This is a genomic window from Streptomyces sp. AC512_CC834 (genome assembly GCF_019049325.1).
In the GTDB taxonomy this organism is placed as follows: Bacteria; Actinomycetota; Actinomycetes; order Streptomycetales; family Streptomycetaceae; genus Streptomyces.
The window spans coordinates 1-16,037 of sequence record NZ_JAGMUO010000130.1; the positions used below are offsets into that span (position 1 = coordinate 1).

13 protein-coding genes are annotated in these 16,037 nt (G+C 73.8%); 5 read left to right on the forward strand and 8 right to left on the reverse strand.

The features are described from left to right. A partial coding sequence (locus KUM40_RS39640) for an RICIN domain-containing protein (protein ID WP_217171247.1) occupies positions 1-662 on the forward strand: 662 nt, incomplete at its 5' end. Between the two features lie 30 nt (positions 663-692). On the opposite strand, the gene KUM40_RS39645 is transcribed toward KUM40_RS39640, so the two are convergent. The 3 genes from KUM40_RS39645 to KUM40_RS39655 all read right to left on the reverse strand — a co-directional run bounded on the left by KUM40_RS39645 (position 693) and on the right by KUM40_RS39655 (position 4,334). Then, complete coding sequence (locus KUM40_RS39645; RefSeq protein ID WP_217171430.1) at positions 693-2,705, reverse strand: ATP-binding protein; 2,013 nt, start codon at positions 2,703-2,705, stop codon at positions 693-695. A 56-nt stretch (positions 2,706-2,761) separates the two neighbouring features. Continuing rightward, positions 2,762-3,457, reverse strand: a complete 696-nt coding sequence (locus KUM40_RS39650) for a DUF4255 domain-containing protein (protein WP_217171248.1) — start codon at positions 3,455-3,457, stop codon at positions 2,762-2,764. A 181-nt stretch (positions 3,458-3,638) separates the two neighbouring features. Continuing rightward, a complete protein-coding gene (locus tag KUM40_RS39655) occupies positions 3,639-4,334 on the reverse strand; it encodes a response regulator transcription factor (protein ID WP_217171249.1) in 696 nt (231 codons plus the stop codon). 240 nt (positions 4,335-4,574) lie between these two features. Between KUM40_RS39655 and KUM40_RS39660 the strand changes: the two genes are divergently transcribed. Continuing rightward, a complete protein-coding gene (locus tag KUM40_RS39660) occupies positions 4,575-8,036 on the forward strand; it encodes a LuxR family transcriptional regulator (protein WP_217171250.1) in 3,462 nt (1,153 codons plus the stop codon). A gap of 81 nt (positions 8,037-8,117) precedes the next feature. On the opposite strand, the gene KUM40_RS39665 is transcribed toward KUM40_RS39660, so the two are convergent. From KUM40_RS39665 to KUM40_RS39680, 4 genes are all read right to left on the reverse strand, one after another. After that, positions 8,118-8,999: an aminoglycoside phosphotransferase family protein gene (locus KUM40_RS39665; RefSeq protein WP_217171251.1), complete on the reverse strand. Its 882-nt coding sequence runs from the start codon at positions 8,997-8,999 to the stop codon at positions 8,118-8,120. An 11-nt stretch (positions 9,000-9,010) separates the two neighbouring features. Next, positions 9,011-10,588 carry an MFS transporter gene (locus KUM40_RS39670; RefSeq protein ID WP_254396397.1) on the reverse strand — a complete coding sequence of 526 codons (1,578 nt, stop codon included), beginning with the start codon at positions 10,586-10,588 and terminating at the stop codon, positions 9,011-9,013. Positions 10,589-10,656: 68 nt separating this feature from the next. After that, positions 10,657-11,637 carry a zinc-binding dehydrogenase gene (locus KUM40_RS39675; protein WP_217171252.1) on the reverse strand — a complete coding sequence of 327 codons (981 nt, stop codon included), beginning with the start codon at positions 11,635-11,637 and terminating at the stop codon, positions 10,657-10,659. Positions 11,638-11,710: 73 nt separating this feature from the next. Continuing rightward, positions 11,711-12,871, reverse strand: a complete 1,161-nt coding sequence (locus KUM40_RS39680) for an NAD(P)-binding protein (protein WP_217171253.1) — start codon at positions 12,869-12,871, stop codon at positions 11,711-11,713. Between the two features lie 152 nt (positions 12,872-13,023). Here KUM40_RS39680 and KUM40_RS39685 point away from each other — a divergent pair, with 152 nt between their 5' ends. From KUM40_RS39685 to KUM40_RS39695, 3 genes are all read left to right on the forward strand, one after another. After that, positions 13,024-13,752, forward strand: a complete 729-nt coding sequence (locus KUM40_RS39685) for a pentapeptide repeat-containing protein (protein WP_217171254.1) — start codon at positions 13,024-13,026, stop codon at positions 13,750-13,752. A 509-nt stretch (positions 13,753-14,261) separates the two neighbouring features. Beyond that, positions 14,262-15,149 carry a helix-turn-helix transcriptional regulator gene (locus KUM40_RS39690; protein WP_217171255.1) on the forward strand — a complete coding sequence of 296 codons (888 nt, stop codon included), beginning with the start codon at positions 14,262-14,264 and terminating at the stop codon, positions 15,147-15,149. After that, a complete protein-coding gene (locus KUM40_RS39695; protein ID WP_217171256.1) occupies positions 15,146-15,355 on the forward strand; it encodes a DUF397 domain-containing protein in 210 nt (69 codons plus the stop codon). The genes KUM40_RS39690 and KUM40_RS39695 overlap by 4 nt, the downstream gene beginning before the upstream one ends. A gap of 74 nt (positions 15,356-15,429) precedes the next feature. On the opposite strand, the gene KUM40_RS39700 is transcribed toward KUM40_RS39695, so the two are convergent. After that, entirely contained in the window at positions 15,430-15,930 is a 501-nt protein-coding gene (locus KUM40_RS39700) for a hypothetical protein (RefSeq protein ID WP_217171257.1), read from the reverse strand. Positions 15,931-16,037: the final 107 nt, after the last annotated feature.

Sequence of the window (16,037 nt, forward strand, 5' to 3'; positions counted from 1 at the left end):
CGCCCAGTCCGAGTGCGAGTCCGGAGACGTTGCCCAGCAGTGCCGAGTCCGCGCCCGCCGAGCAGCCGCAGGCGCAGCCGTCGGCCACCCAGGAGCCGGAGAAGGACGACGGAGGCGGCGGGGACAAGGGCGGCGGGGAGTCCAAGAAACCCGCCAAGCCGGCCGTGAAGCCGGTGGTCCCCGCCCAGAACATCCTGCTGCGGAACACCACCAGTGACATGTGCGCCGAACTCCCCGGGCGGGAGAAGGGCGTTGCCGACGGACCCGTCCAGCAGGCCGTCTGCGACGACACCGACGGCGACAACCAGATCTGGGACCTTGAGGTGAAGTACGAGAAGGGCGGGCCCGGCGGGGCGCCGCTCTTCCAGATCCGCAACATCAAGGACAAGTTCTGCATGGACCTGCCCTACCACGGTGCCGCTGCCGTGGGGACGCCCGTCACCGAGTTCACCTGCGACAGCACCACCGCGAGCGACAACCAGCTCTGGTGGGTCGACAAGCAGGAGAGCGGGGACTACTGGATCCGCAACTTCTCCAGCAACCAGAAGTGCCTCGGCGTGGAGGGCGCGAACGGCGGCGCCCTCTTCTCCAAGATGGTGCTCGACAACTGCAGCAACGTCGGCGACCAGGAGTGGAAGATCATCCACCCGAAGAAGGGCTGACGGCTCAGGCGGTCCCGGCGGTCCCGGCGGTCACCAGCCGCCTTCCCCCGGGACCAGTCTCCCGGCCTTGCGGTACTCACGGCGGGCGCCCTCGAGGAGGTCGTCCGCCGTCACCGTTCCCCCGCGTCCGGCGGCGAGATAGGCGGCGGTGACCACCGCGCTGCGGATCGAACCGCCGGCCAGCTCGAAGTTCCGGGCCAGCGGCTCCGGGTCGATGCCCTCGACGGAGGGGACGTGCGACAGTCCGTGCCGCCACAGCGCCAGCCGCTGCCCGGCGTCCGGGAAGGGGAAGTCCACCACCAGGTCGAGGCGCCGGGTGAACGCCTCGTCGATGTTGGCCCGCAGGTTGGTGGTGAGCAGGGCGATGCCGTTGAAGGACTCCAGCCGCTGGAGCAGGTAGGCGCTCTCCATGTTGGCGTACTTGTCGTGCGCGTCCTTGACCTCGGAGCGCTTGCCGAAGACGGCGTCGGCCTCGTCGAAGAGGAGCACGGCGTCGGTGCGGTCGGCCTCCGTGAAGATCCGCTCCAGGTTCTTCTCGGTCTCGCCGACGTACTTGTCCACGACCGACGACAACTGGACCACGTACAGGTCGAGGCCCAGGTCGGCGGCGACGACCTCCGCCGACAGGGTCTTGCCGGTGCCGGACTCGCCCGCGAACAGGCCGAGGACGCCCCGGCCGCGCCCGCCGCCCGCGCTGAGCCGCCATTCGCCGAGGACCTGGTCGCGGTGGCGGGCGCGCAGGGCGAGTTCGCGCAGTTGGGTGAGGGGCTTGTCGGGCAGGACCAGGTCCGTCCAGTCCACGTCGGGCCGGATCCGCCGGGCGTGGCTCTCCAGGCCGGAGGCGGACTGCCGGCGGGCGGCGAGCCGGACGTGGTCGGCGGTGAGCGGGGTGCCTTCGAAGGCGGCGAGGGATCGGGCGCCGTGCGCGGCCCGCTGGATGCGGTCGCCGCCGAGCCGGTACGGGGCGACGGCGCTGGCCAGGTCGAACCCGTCGGCCTCGGCACCCAGCGCGGCCCGCCAGGCGGCCGCGCCGCCGGCCAGGCGACCCGGTGCGTCCAGGACCAGCGGGTCGGCCGGGGACCACTGCGGGTCGTAGGGGCGGGGGTCGGTCATCAGCACGGTGACGTCCGTCGCCGCGGTCAGTTGCCGCACCAGGGGCCCCGGCTTCTCGGGCAGGCCCGACACCACGACCGCCCGGCCGCTGAGCCGGGCCTCGCGCAGCAGCTCGGGGACGTGGTCCTCGGGCCCGGTGCAGCGCAGCGCGTCGGTCTTCGCGGCGTCCAGCACGGAGGCCAGGACGGCGAGGCCGTCGCCCTCGCGCGGTTCGCGCAGGTAGGCGGTGAGCGGACCGTCGTGCAGCCGGGCGGCCAGCCGGCGTACGAACCCGTCGGCGTCGCCGGCCCCGGAGGCGGGCAGCGGGTCCGGCATCGGGACCAGCAGGCCGAGGAGTGCGGCGTCCGGGGTGTCGTCGCCGAGCAGGTGGCCGATCAGCCGGTCCGGGACCCGCAGGGAACGGGTGAGGAAGGGGCGCTCGGGCTCCTCCACCTCCAGCAGGCCGAGGGCGCGCAGCGGCGCGGAGGCGTGGAACCGGGAGCGGGCCGCCGCCAGGTGCGCGGGCACCCCGCACAGTTCGAGGGCGAGGTCCACGGTGGCGCGACGGCGGCTCACGTCGTTGTTGAGGTAGCCGTAGAGCGGCTCGAAGGTGCGGTCGACGTCGGGGGCGAGGGCCATGAGCAGGACGGCGCGGTCCAGCTCCGTCAACTGCCCCGTCCGTCCGGCCAGCCGCGCCAGCCGGTCCCCGGGTCCTGCCGGGCCGTCGACGGAGACCGGCAGGGCGGCCCCGGGGTCGTCGCCCGACTGCCAGGTGCGCAGCAGGTGCTGGACGGCCTCGTCGGACAGGTACAGGCCGCGCAGCGGGTCGTCGGCCGTGGGGTCGTCGGTGCTGCGGTGCTCGACCAGCGCGGTCACCCGTTCCCGCAGGACGGTGAGTCGCGCGAGCAGCACCCGGGCGGGATCGTCGTACGGGCCGGGCGTGCCGGACACGGGGGCGCCGGGTGCGTCGGGGGCGGCGGCCGGCGGCGTCTCGGCGTAGAAGGCGTTCACTGTCGGCCCGTACGGCGGTCGGTCGCGTCCTTGCGGCCCAGCGCCTTCCTGCGGGCGGCGCGGGCCGCCGCCACCTGGTGCGGCCGGTGGGAACGTCCGGTGGACATCGGCGGGTCGCCCTCCAGGCCGCCCACCAGGACCGTCGCGCCCTCGGTGACCGGGGGTCCGGCCTCGTAGTCGGGGAAGGCCGGGAAGGGCACGGTGACCACCAGGTCGAGGGACGGCTTCAGCTCGCCGCCCAGGGCGGACCAGATCTCGGCGAGGGAACGGGACTCGGTGTGGACGCCGGCGACGGTCAGCGGCACCGACAGGCCCAGCGCGCCCAGCGACTCGGGGAGTTCGGAGGGCGCCAGCGCCTCGTGGGGCAGCAGCGTCGCCAGTACGGCCGACAGCAGCCGGTGTTCGTCCTGCGGGGTCTTCGTCCAGGCCGTCACCAGGTACGACAGCCGGAACCAGCGGGGCGGCCGGCGGCGCTTGACGACGACGTCGTCCTGGTCGCGCACCGGCATCTGGCCGCGCTGGCGACGGCCCACGTCCTCACGGATGTCGTACAGGTAGCTGTTGACCACGGGGGCGTTGCGCCGGGCCGCCCAGTCACGGGTGGGTGCCTCGAAGGCCACGTCGATGCCCGAGCCCGTCAGCGCCCCGCTCTTGAGAAGGGATTTGAGGACTTCGTCCACCTCGTGGATCACGCTCGCGCTCCCGCCCTGCCCGCACTCGAGTCCGTACGGCCCGTCAACTGCCGTCGTCTGCCACATCTGATACCGATCGTGCCCCGGGGGTCGTCCCGCGCGCACGCGCACCGGGGACGACGGCCGGGCAGAACACCCTGCCCGGCCGGTCCAAAGGGTCCGCTTTCGATTGCCCGTTCGGTCAGATGTAGCCTTCCCTGAGGGCATAGGCCACGGCGTGGGCGCGGTTGCGCAGATGCAGCCGCGTGGTGAGTCCGTGCATCACGTTCTTGACGGTGCGTTCGGAGTAGGACAACTTGCCGGCGATCTCTCCGGTGTCGAGACCCTCGGCGACCAGCCGCAGGACGTCCACCTCTCGGGGTGCGAGGCCCAGCGAAGGCGCGCCGGGGCGGCCCGCCGCGCCCCGGTGCAGGGTGCCCACCTGGCTGATGAGCCGGCCCAACAGGTCCGCGGGCAGGTCGCCGTCGCCGCGGGAGGCGGCCAGTACCGCCTGCACAAGACGGTGGGCGGTGGCCTCCTGCCGCCAGACGATGGCGCCGACGCCGCACTCGACGACGTCGAGCAGTTCACTCTCCCGGATCGCGCCGATCACGAGCACGGCACGCGAGCCCTCGCTGCGCACGATCCGGCGCAGCCGGGTGAGCGCCGCGTCGTCGAGCGCGTCCTCGATGAGGAGGGCCACCGTGCCGGGGCCCGACTCCTCACGCAGGTCGATCTCCGGGTGCCGGCGCAACTGGCTGACCGCGCCCTCGCGGCTGATCGGGTCCGGAGCGGTCACCGCCACCGGGACACGCCGGTCGGCGACGCCGGCGACTCCGCCGGAGCCGCGGGTGGATGTGGTGGTGTTCGTGGTGGTGTTCCGGGGTGAGTTGAGCAACCGTTTCCCCCCTGTTCACGAGCCCGCCGCCCAGCACAGGCCGGTAGCGGATGTGCATGTTCCACACTTATGTGACTGCTGGGACTTCGCAATCGTGGAGCACCACGAGGCACACCACGAGACCGGCGAGCCGGTCCACGCGGCCGTGCGTCACCGTGACCCGCGCCACTTCGCACCACCCTTCAGCGCACTCGTTCGTCTCACACACCGGGGGAGCACCATCCACCACAGGAGGCACCGATGACCGGACCGCTCCGTGAACGCGACGAGGCCCACGCGCTGCTCGCCGCCGAGATCGAGCGCGCACGGGCCGGCACCGGCCGCCTCGTCCTGCTGCGCGGCGCCAGCGGCACCGGACGCACCGCCGTGCTGGAGACCGCCGCCCGGCACGCCGCGGACCGCGGGCTGCGGGTGCTGCGCGCACGCTGCTCGCCCGAGGACACCGGGGTGCCCTTCGCCACGGTCCTCCAGCTCCTGGGTCCGGTACCGGAGTTCACGGACACGGCGCCCGGCGGCGACGACCGGGGCAGCGCGGCCCGGCTGTGGCGGCTGCTGCGCTCGTACGCGGACGAGGGCCCGCTGCTGGTGGCCGTCGACGACGTGCACCTCGCCGACGACTCCTCGCGCCGCTGGCTGGTGGAGGCGGCCCGGCGCGTCGACCGATTACCGCTCCTGCTGGTCGCCACCGAACGCAGCCAGTACGACATCGACCCGCGGCCCGCCGGACTCACCCAGGCGCTGTCGCCCTCCCTCGTGCGCACCCACACCCTGGCCCCGCTCAGCGACACGGCGGCGGCCGGGCTGGTCCTCGCCGCCTTCCCCGGCGCGAGTGCGCGGTGGACGGCCCAGTGCGTGCGGGCCGGTGCGGGCAGCCCGTTGCTGCTGCACGCCCTGCTGGACGACCTCGGCGGCACCCCGCACCCCGACGGCATCCCCCCGGTGCCCGAGACCTGCGCCGCGCTGTACCCCGGGTCCTATCCGGCCGCCGTCTCCTGGTGGCTGAACAGCGTCGGTCCCGCGACGGCCGACGTCGCCCGCTGCCTCGCGGCCCTGGAGCAGGCCTGGCCCGCGGCCCCGCCGCCGCGCCGGGGCGAGCCTCGGCATGCCCTCCCGCACCCTCGGACACCGCAGTTCGGCATCCCGATCCCGCGCCGGCAGACCCACGAGACACCGGCGGCGCGGACCCGCCGCCCGGTGAACATCGCCCCGGGCTGCCGGGACGTGTGGAGCGCGGACACGGGGCGCGAGGCCTTCGATCCTGGGCACGAGGGGGAGTTCGGGGACGGGGTCGGGGAGCGCGGAGACGGCGGGCGGGACCCGCAGGCTCCGCCGCCGTACGCGCGCATGGCGGGCTTCCCGGCGTACGGGGGCGGGCCGGATTTCCGCGCGGAGTCTCCGGAGTACGGCGAGCACGGCGAGCACGGGCAGTACGGCCAGTACGGCGAGTACGGCCCCTACCCGCACCCCGCCGAATCCCTGCACCCCGCCGGATACCCGGATCCCGCCGCATACCCGCACCTCGCCGGATTCGCCGACGAGGCGCGGTACCCGTCGTACCCGGACCCCTTCCCGTACGACGGCCCGCAGGAGCCCGTGCACGGCGCCGCCGCCCATGGCCGTACCGATCCGCCCGCGCACGCGCCCGACCGGACGACGCAGTGGCGTACCCCCTCCCCTCCGTCATCCTCCCCCTCCCCTCCCTTCCCTCCCTCCGGGGCCACCGACCCGGTCGACGTGCTCGCCGAGGCGGCCGGGGCCGATCCCGCGCGGGTCGCCGGCTGGCTCGCCGCCATGACGCGGCTCGGTCTGCTGCGCACCGACGCGGGCGGCCGCCCCCGCTACGCCCACCCGCTGCTGCGCGACGCCGTGCTGAGCGGCTGGCCCCGGTCGCGCCGGGACGCCGTGCACCGGGCGGCGGCGGAGGCGATGCTGCGCCGCGGCGACCGGGTCGAGGCGGTCGCCCGGCATCTGCTGCACACCCCGGCCGTCCGCCGGACCTGGGCGCTGCGCGTCCTGCGGGACGCCGTGACGGTGGCCGTGCACGACGCCAGGCCCGCCGACGCGGTCGGCTACCTGCGCCGGGCGCTGGACGAGCCGCTGCCCGACGACCTCCGCCAGCGGCTGCTGACCGAACTGGGCTCCCTGGAGTACGCGTCGGCCGACACCCCGGCGGCCATCGCGCGGCTGGCCGAGGCCCAGCACCTGCCGGCCGAGCCCCGCAACCGGGTGCGTACGGCCGTCGCCCTCGGCACCGCCCTGGCCGGGCGCGGCGAGATCCGTACGGCGATGGAGGTGCTGCGCCGCACGGAGGGCCGGCTGTCCGGCCACCCGGGCCTGGCCCGCACCGTGCAGACCGCCACCGCGCTGCTGTCCGACCAGGACCTGGCGACCCGGCAGGAGGTGTACCGGTGGCTGGCCGAGACCGGCGAGAACTCCCCCGACATGGTGGGCACCGCCGGACAGGCCCTGCTCGTGCGGTACGCGGCGACGGCGGCGCTGGTCTCCGCCGAGGAGGCCATGACCCGGGTACGGAAGCTGCTCGCGCAGCCCACCGACCCGCTCGCCGAGCCCTTCCTGCTGGGCACGGCCGCCGCGGTCGCCCAGTGGGCCGACGAACTCGACGAGGCGGACCGGCTCGTGGAACGCGGCCTGGCCGGACAGCACCCCTCCCTGCTGCACCCGATGCAGCACGCGCTGCTCAACACCCGCGCCGACATCGCCGCCGCCCGCGGCGACCACGCCCTGCTGCTCTCCCCCGTCCCCGGTCCCGGCACCGGCCCCTCCAACCGGGACGCCCACGCCCTGATGGCCCTCGTCCACACCGGCCGCACCGACGAGGCACAGCGCTTCGCCGACCGGTTCGACCTGCGCGAGGTGCCGGAGAACTGGGAGCTGAACCGCTACCTGTACGCGCGGGGCGTGTCGCGTGCCGCCACCGGCGACCTGGCGGGAGCGCTCCACGACTTCCTGGAGTGCGGGCGGCGCCAGGCGGCCCGCGAGGTGGTCAGCCCGGTCGTCACCCCGTGGCGGACGGCGGTCGCGGAGTGCCGGCTGGCGCTGGGCGGCGGTCCGGAGGCGCTGGCCCTGGCGACGGAGGAACTGCGGCTGGCCAGGGTGTGGAACACCCCGCGCACCGTGGGCCGCGCCCTGCGCGTGCTGGGCACCGCGACCGGCGGGCGACGCGGTCTCGAGCTGGCCGAGGAGGCCGTACGGACCCTGCGGGACGCGCCCGCCGACACCGACATGGAGCTGATACCGGCGCTGCTCGCCCAGGGCCGCCAGCTGCTGGCCGCCGGTGAACGCGGACGCGCCCGCGGCCGGCTGCGCGAGGCCGCCGAACTCGCCGAACGCAAGGGCGCCCTGCGCTGGCTCGCCCTGGCCGGGCAGGCCCTGCGCGAGGGCGGCGCGCGCGGCTCGGCGGCGTCCCGGACCGGCGCCGGGGCGCTGACCGGCAGCGAGCGCCGGATCGCCGAACTGGCCGCCGACGGCCGCACGAACACCGAGATCGCCGATCTGCTGCACCTCGCCCGGCGCACCGTGGAGACCCACCTGACCAGCACCTACCGCAAGTTGCGGATTCGGCGCAGAACGGAACTGCCGGGCGCGCTGGACGGCGGTGGCCGCCGGGAACGCGAGCGGGACCGGGACCAGGACAGGCCCCGGGACCGGCCCCGGGACGCGCACCCCAACCCGCAGAGCTGACGTCCGGCGACGACTGCCCGACGCCTTCTCACTGCCCGACGCCCGCTCACTGCCCGACGCCCGCTCACAGGGCGCGCCTTCTCACAGGGCGCGCAGCAGCCGTCCGATCTCCAGCTGCCCGGTCTCCAGCGGGTCGCCGTCCTCGGCGTTCCACAGGCAGTTCTGCAGCACGCGGCCGAGGGACCAGGCGCGGGCCCGCTCCCGGTCCAGTCCGAGGACCTCGGTCATGGCGTCGAAGCGCCACCGCGTCTCGGCCGGGTCGTAGCGGTTGTCGAGCGCGGGCAGCAGGTCGAACCCGGGGTCACCGGCCAGCGGCTTGGGGTCGATGGCGAGCCAGGGGGCGCGGTCGGAGGCGAGGACGTTGTCGTAGTGCAGGTCCCAGTGCAGCAGCCGGTCACCCGGCTCGCCGGCGACCTCGCGCACGGCGGCGGCGCAGTCCGCGACCAGCCGCCGGTCCGCCGGGTCCGCGATGCGCTCCAGCGTCGCGGGCGTCCGCTCCAGCATGCCCCGCGCGATGTCCCCGAGCCGGCGCACGCCGGGCGGCGCAGGGGTCGCGGTGAGGTGGGCCAGCAGCCGGGCGATGACGAGGACGGCCTCGCGGGAGTCCGCCACGTCGCTGAGCATGCGGCCGGCGTCCAGGCGCTCCAGGAGCATGGTGCCGGTGGCCGCGTCGTGATCGAGCAGCCGCACCGCGCCGTCCCCGTCCCACACCCGCAGCGCGAGGGGCTCGCCCTCGGTCTCCCGGTCGAGGATCTGGAGCTTCAGCACGGCCCCGCTGCCGTCGCGGCGCACGACCGGCAGCACCAGCGCCGCCCACCCGTGCATCGACGGCCCGTCGAGCCGCAGCTCCCACCGCTGAAGGAAGCCGGCCGCCAGCGCGGGCAGCCCGTCGACGAAGACGCGCCCCGCCTCCCCGTTGTACTTCGCCTGCGCGGCGGCGAGTGCGTCCGGAACGTCGATCACGCCGCCCGACGCTACCGGCCCGGGCTGCGGTGGTCACGCGGGTTTCGGGACTCGGCGGGCGGCGGGGCCGCTGCCCCCTCGGGCGACAGTTCCGACGCCGGGCGGTCGGCCGGGGTGCCGTGCTTGGGGGCCTTGGCCGTCACCATCAGGCCCGCGACCAGGGCCGCCAGCAGCATGATGCCGGCGGCCACCCAGATGGCGACCGTGTAGCCGTGGACGATGCCCTCCCGGACGATCAGCTCCCGCTGGGAGGGGTCGGTGAGGTGGGCGGTGATCCAGGAGGCGCTGGTGCTGGTCGCGATGGTGTTGAGCAGCGCCGTGCCGATCGAGCCGCCCACCTGCTGCGAGGTGTTGACCGTCGCGGAGGTCACGCCGGAGTCCTTGGGGGCGACCCCGGCGGTGGCTGTGGAGAACACCGGCATGAAGGTCAGGCCCATGCCGAGGCCCATCAGGAGCAGCGCGGGCAGGATCTCGGCGGTGTAGTCCGAGTGCACGGTCATCCGGGTCAGGAGCACCATGCCGCCGGAGGCGAGGAGCATGCCGGGCACCATCAGCATGCGCGGGCCCACGTGCGGCAGCAGCCGGGCCGAGATCTGCGTCGAGCCGATGACGATCGCGGCGGTCAGCGGCAGGAACGCCAGACCGGTCCGCACGGGGGAGTAGCCCAGGATGACCTGGAGGTAGTAGGTCATGAACAGGAACAGCCCGAACATGCCGATGACCGCCAGCATCATCGTCAGGAAGCAGCCGGCGCGGTTGCGCTCCCGGATGACGTGTAGCGGCAGCAGCGGCGTCGGCGCGCGGGTCTGCCACCACACGAAGGTGGCCAGGAGGACCACGGCCAGGACGAACAGGGCCAGCACCAGCGGGTCGGTCCAGCCTCGGGGCTGCGCCTCGCTGAAGCCGTAGACGAGGGCGACGAGACCGCCGCAGCCGAGGATCACGCCGGGCACGTCGAGGCGGGCACCGGTGTGGCCGGGGCGGTCGTGCAGCAGGACGAACGCGCCGACCACGGCGACGATCGCGATGGGGATGTTGACGTACAGGCACCAGCGCCAGTTCAGGTACTCGGTGAGCACGCCGCCGACGATGAAACCGACCGCGGCCCCGCTGCCGGCCAGCGCGCCGTAGATGCCGAAGGCCTTCCCGCGTTCCTTCGGGTCGGTGAAGGTGGTCGTCAGCAGCGACAGCGCGGACGGTGCGAGGACGGCGGCGAAGACGCCCTGGAGGGCGCGGGCGCCGAACAGCATCGCCGACGTGGTGGCGGCGCCGCCGATCGCGGAGGCGGCGGCGAAGCCGATCAGCCCGATGACGAAGGTGCGTTTGCGTCCCGCCAGGTCCGCGACCCGGCCGCCGAGCAGCAGCAGACCGCCGAACGCGAGGGTGTACGCGGTGATCACCCACTGGCGGTTGGCGTCGGAGATGTCCAGGTCGCGCTGCGCGGAGGGCAGCGCGATGTTCACGATCGTCGCGTCGAGGACGACCATCAGCTGGGCGAGGGCGATCACGACCAGCCCCCACCAGCGGCGGGGATCGGCCTCCGCGGGCGCGGCGGGTCCACCTGTCCGACCTGTCCGGGAGCCACTCATCTGGCCAGAAGACCATGAATAGGGACGTATCGCATCCCGCCCCGCACGCCGGCGCCGCCTGCCGGCGGTCAGGGCTCCAGGACCACCTTTCCGGTCGTCTCCCGGTTCTCCAGCGCGCGGTGCGCGGCGGCGGCCCCGGCCAGCGGGAAGCGTTGCACGGCCGGGACGAGCCGGCCCTCGGCGGCCTCCCCGAGGGCGCGCAGTTCGAGGGCGCGCGCGGGGTTGGCGCCGCCGGCCCGCTCCATCATCACCGGGCCCAGCACCCGTTGGGAGACCCCCTCGACGAGGTAGGGGGTGCCGTCGTGCAGGCCCTTGGCCGACCAGCCGAAGACCAGGTGCCGGCCGCCCGGCCCGAGCAGGGCGACGGCCTCGCGTGCCACGTCCCCGCCGACGCCGTCGAAGACGACGTCGGCGGCCTCGCCGCCCAGGTGGGCGCGGACCTTCGCCGGCCACTCGGGGTCCGTGTAGTCGACGGCGAGGTCGGCGCCGTTCGCGGCGACGCGGGCGACCTTCTCCGGGCCGCCGGCGAGGCCGACCACCCTGGCTCCGGCGTTCTTGGCGTACTGCACCAGCAGCGTGCCGATGCCGCCGGCCGCGGCCGGGATCACGGCCACGGAGCCGGGGCCGAGGTCGGCGAACTGCACGATCCCCATCGTCGTACGCCCCGTGCCGACCATGGCGACGGCCTCGGCGAAGTCCAGCCGGGCGGGGATCTCGTGCAGGCGGGCGAGGTCGGCGACGGCGAGTTCGGCGTAGCCCCCGGGCGCGAAGCCGAGGTGGGCGACGACGCGACGGCCCAGCAGGCTCTCGGGCGTGCCCTCCCCGAGGGCGTCGACGACGCCGGCGACCTCGCGGCCGGGGATCGTGGGCAGGTCGGGGAGGGCGGGCGTCGGGCCCTGGACGCCCTCGCGCAGGGCGGTGTCCAGGAGGTGGACGCCCGCCGCGCGGACGGCGATCCGGACCTGGCCCGGGCCGGGCGCCGGGTCCTCCACCTCGTCCAGGACGAGGTTCTCGGCCGGGCCGAAGGCGTGCAGACGGATGGCGTGCATGACGGTCCCCCAGGGGAAGAGTCGAAGGCATGACCACGGGTGTGGTCGCCCGGTACCCCTTCACCCAACGACCTCAAGCATGCTTGAGGTCAAGTTCCCGTCGGCCGAGAGCGAGCGAGACCGCCGTCAGGGCGCTGTTGAAGGAGACCTCGGAGAGCAGACCGGGTGCGGCGACCTGGTCACCGGCGAGGTAGACACCGTCGCCGCGGTCGACGGCGGGCCGGTCGCGCCAGGTGGTGCCGGGCAGGTCGACGGCGCCGGTCCGGCCGTTCGCCACCGCCTCGCGCCGCCAGGTCAGCCGCTCGCGCCAGCCGGGGAAGCCGAGGTCGAGCAGCTCCTCGGCCCGGGCGGTGCCGTCGGCCTTCGACTCGTCGGGCGCGAGGGGGATCTGCCCCTGGATCAGCTGCTCGCCCGCCGGAGCCAGGGTGCGGTCCTGCGCGGTGAACCGTTCGATCCAGCCGGGCGCGTCCAGGTCCGAGACCGCGAAGGCGTCACCGCGCCGGGTCCGCACCGCCAGGTCGACGAGGGCGGTGCGACCGCTCGGCCAGGTCAGCGAGGAGTCGTCCAGCAGACGGCGCGCCGCGCCGAGGGACGTGGCGACGACGACGGGCGTCTCGGTGGGCAGCGCGTCGACGCGGGAGAGCGTCTCCACCCGGACCCCGAGATTCCAGGCCAGCGCGGCCATCCGGTCCACGACCCCGGCCCAGCCGCCGCGCGGATAGTGCGCCTCGGGTGGCAGCTTGGCGGCCCGGCGCAGCCGCTCCTGCACGAAGGCGGCGGACAACGACTCCGGGTCGTGGTGGAACAGGGCGACGGCGCAGTAGTGGGCGGCGGCCCGAGCCCCCTCCTCACCGGCGATCCCGGTCGCCCAGGTCAGGAAGTCGATGTCGACGGGCGCCGGTCCGACGCCCCGGCGCAGCAGTTTCAGCATGGCGAAGGGCGGGGTGCGGCGCAGCGCTCCCTTGTGGCGCAGCCGCAGCCGGGCCGCTTCCAGCGGCGGGATGGGCGCGAGCGGGCCGATCAGGTCCCGCTGCCGCAGCCAAGCCCAGTGCGGGCCGCCGTTGTAGAGGGCGTGCGGGCCGTCGTTGGTCCGGTAGGGGCCTTCGGCCGTCCGGGCGCGTCCGCCGAGCGTGTGATGGGACTCGTGGACGGTGACCCTGGCGCCTGCCTCGGCGGCGGTGATGGCCGCGGTCAGTCCGGCGAAGCCGCCGCCGATGACGGTGATGCGATGCATGGCTCGGGTTCTCCCTCGGGTCGGGGGTCGCCTGCGCGGCGCCTGTCTGCCCGTACGACGACCGAGGGGGTGCCGTGTGTGACATCCGGCCGGAAGTAGAGAGGTTCGCGCAGGTCGGCGAGGTTGTCAGTGGCGGGGTGCAGCATGGGGGCATGGCGAGGAGAGCGGCGGGCGGCGGCGGCACGGGTACGGGCAGGGGCACGGGTGCGGCTGCGGGTGCGGCGAAGGTGCGGGCGGCACGACGCCCGGAGCTGCGGCTGCCGCACCTCACGCCGTACGAGGACGACGACGGACTGGAGCCGGACGGGGACTACGACGCGCTGGACTTCCGGGAGGCGGACCTCACCGGCCAGGACGGCGCGGGCGCCCGCTTCATGGACTGCGCGCTGACGGGCTGCGCACTGGACGAGACGTCGCTGCGCGCTGCCCGGCTGCTCGACACGCGCCTCACCGGCGTCCGGGGCGTCGGCACGAACCTCGCGGGGGCGACCCTGCGCGACGTCGAGCTGCTCGACGCCAGGCTCGGCGGCACCCAGCTGCACGGCGCCGTTCTGGAACGGGTCCTGATCCGCGGCGGCAAGATCGACTACCTCAACCTGCGCCGGTCCCGGCTCAAGGACGTCGTCTTCGAGAGCTGCGTCCTGGTCGAGCCGGACTTCGGGGGCGCCCGCCTGGAGCGGGTCGAGTTCGTGGACTGCGCCCTGAAGGAGGCGGACCTCAGCGCCGCCACCCTCACCGACGTCGACCTGCGCGGCGCCGCCCCGCTGGAACTGGCCCGGGGCGTGGACCGCCTCTCGGGTGCGGTGATCAGCCCGGCCCAGCTCCTCGACCTGGCACCGGTGCTGGCGGCGGAGCTGGGGGTACGGGTGGTGGCGGAGTAGGTCTCCCCGGGCGCCTGCGGTCACAGCTCCGCCGCCGCGTCCGTACGCCACGCCCTAGCGGCTCCTCCGGGAGGTCGGTGGTCAGTCCCCGCCGTACTGGGGCGGGGCTTGGTGGGGTTCTTTCTCCCCGAGTTCATTTCTTGGTAAGGCACCGACGGCACCGCGACCTCAGAACGTGGGTTGCGGTGCCGTAAGGGTTGGTAGAGGTCAACACTTCGGCCGATTCTGTTCGTGTGGCGCTCATATGGGCGGGGCGTGAGCACTTGCTGGGGGAGTGTTCACGGTTTCCGGGGGTGTGGTGGGGCGGTGGGGGTACAAGTGGTCCTTAAAAATATGAATTGCTCCCTTGGGTCACCGGGTCCCACGGTCGCGATCTAGCGTGAGTCGTGACGGATCGAACGAACGCGTGGCGTGACTGTCTGTCAGTTGTCCGGTGTTGTCCGGACGGTCGGGCTGGTTGGCACGGGTAGGGCGTCGCGGTACGACACGGGACGACGGAGGGGTGCGGCATGACAGCGGTGGACGGCGAGGCGGTACGGCCTGTGGAGGCCGCGAGTGAGGCGGACGAGCCGGGGTGGGAGGTGGATCCGGACGACGAATGGGGCGTCGCGGTCATCACCACGGTGGGGCGGCAGTTGAAGCTGCGGCGCGAGGCCGCGGGCATGCGGGCCGGCGAGTTCGGGGCGGCGGTGGGTTACGGGGAGGACCTCGTCTACAAGGTCGAGGGCGGCAGGCGGATCCCCCGCCAGGAGTACCTGGACAGGGCCGACGAGGTACTCAACGCGGGTGGCCTCATCGCGGCGGCCTGGGAGGACGTGAAAAAGGTCCGGTACCCGAAGAGGGTGCGGGAGCTGGGGAAGTTGGAGGGCAAGGCGGTCGAGATCGGCCTGTACGAGTGCAACATCATCCCCGGTTTGTTGCAGACGTCGGAGCATGTGCGGATCCTGATCGAGGCGGCCCAGCCGCCGTACTCACCGGACGACGTCGACCGCATGGTTGCCGCTCGACTGGCCCGGCAGTCGGTGTTCGAACGCAACCCCGCCCCGTCCATCCACTTCGTGGTGGAAGAGGCGCCACTGCGTCGACGGGTTGGGGGCACAATGGGGTGGCAACAGCAGCTCGAACACTTGCTGAAGGTGGGGCGATTGAGCAGCGTCACGCTTCAGGTCATGCCGACCAACACGGAAGCTCACCCAGGCTTGGACGGCAGGATCGAGTTGCTGAAGTTCCCGGACGGTACGGCTGTGGGGCGCGCCGACGGCCTGTTCAGCGGACGGCCCGTCGCTGACCTGAAGCAACTCCGCATTCTGGAGTTGCAGTACGGAACCATCCGGGCGCAGGCACTCCCACCTCGGGAGTCGCTGGCCTTCATCGAGAGATTGCGGGGAGAGACATGATGCGCAAGGCCTCCGCCGGGGATGCCTCCGAACTGGCGTGGTTCAAGAGCAGCTACAGCGGCGGTACCAACGGCGAGTCCTGCGTTGAGTGCGCCGTCACCCCTGGCACCATCCACGTCCGCGACTCCAAGATCGTCGAGAGCCCTCGGCTGGCGCTCACGACTGCTGCGTGGGCGGACTTCGTGGCGTACGCCTCGGCACGCTGACGCTTCAACGGAGCGGCCGTCCCAGGCGATCCCTGGGCGGCCGCTGATCACGCTGGGCGGAGTCGCCGGGACGCTCACGGCACCCGAGGGAAGCGGGCCTGGAGGGACCAGATCGCCGGGTTGTCCGCCAGGTCGTCGTGCAGGTCGGTGAGGTCGGCGAGCAGGTCGTGCAGGAAGTCCCGGGCCTCTCGGCGCAGTTCGGTGTGGGAGAAGGACAGCGGGGGTTCGTCCGCCGGCAGCCACTCCGCCTCGATGTCGACCCAGCCGAAGCGGCGCTCGAAGAGCAGGCGGTCCGTGGACTCGGTGAAGTCCAGCTCGGCCCGCTGCGGCCGGGCGGCCCGGGAGCCCGCCGGGTCCCGGTCGACCTGCTCCACGATGTCGCACAGTGCCCAGGCGAAGTCGAGCACCGGCACCCATCCCCAGCCTGTGGACAGCTCTCGGTCCGTCTTGGTGTCGGCCAGGTACACGTCCCCGCAGAACAGGTCGTGCCGCAGGGCGCGGACGTCCGCGCGGCGGTAGTCCGTCTGCGGCGGGTCCGGGAAGCGGGTGGAGAGGGCGTAGCCGATGTCGAGCACGCAGGTGATGGTGTCACGGCCGTGGAATCGCCCGTCGTCCGCCACTCGTCCACAACTCGCCCACCACTCGCCCACCACTCGCCCACCACTCGTGCGTCACGGTGGCG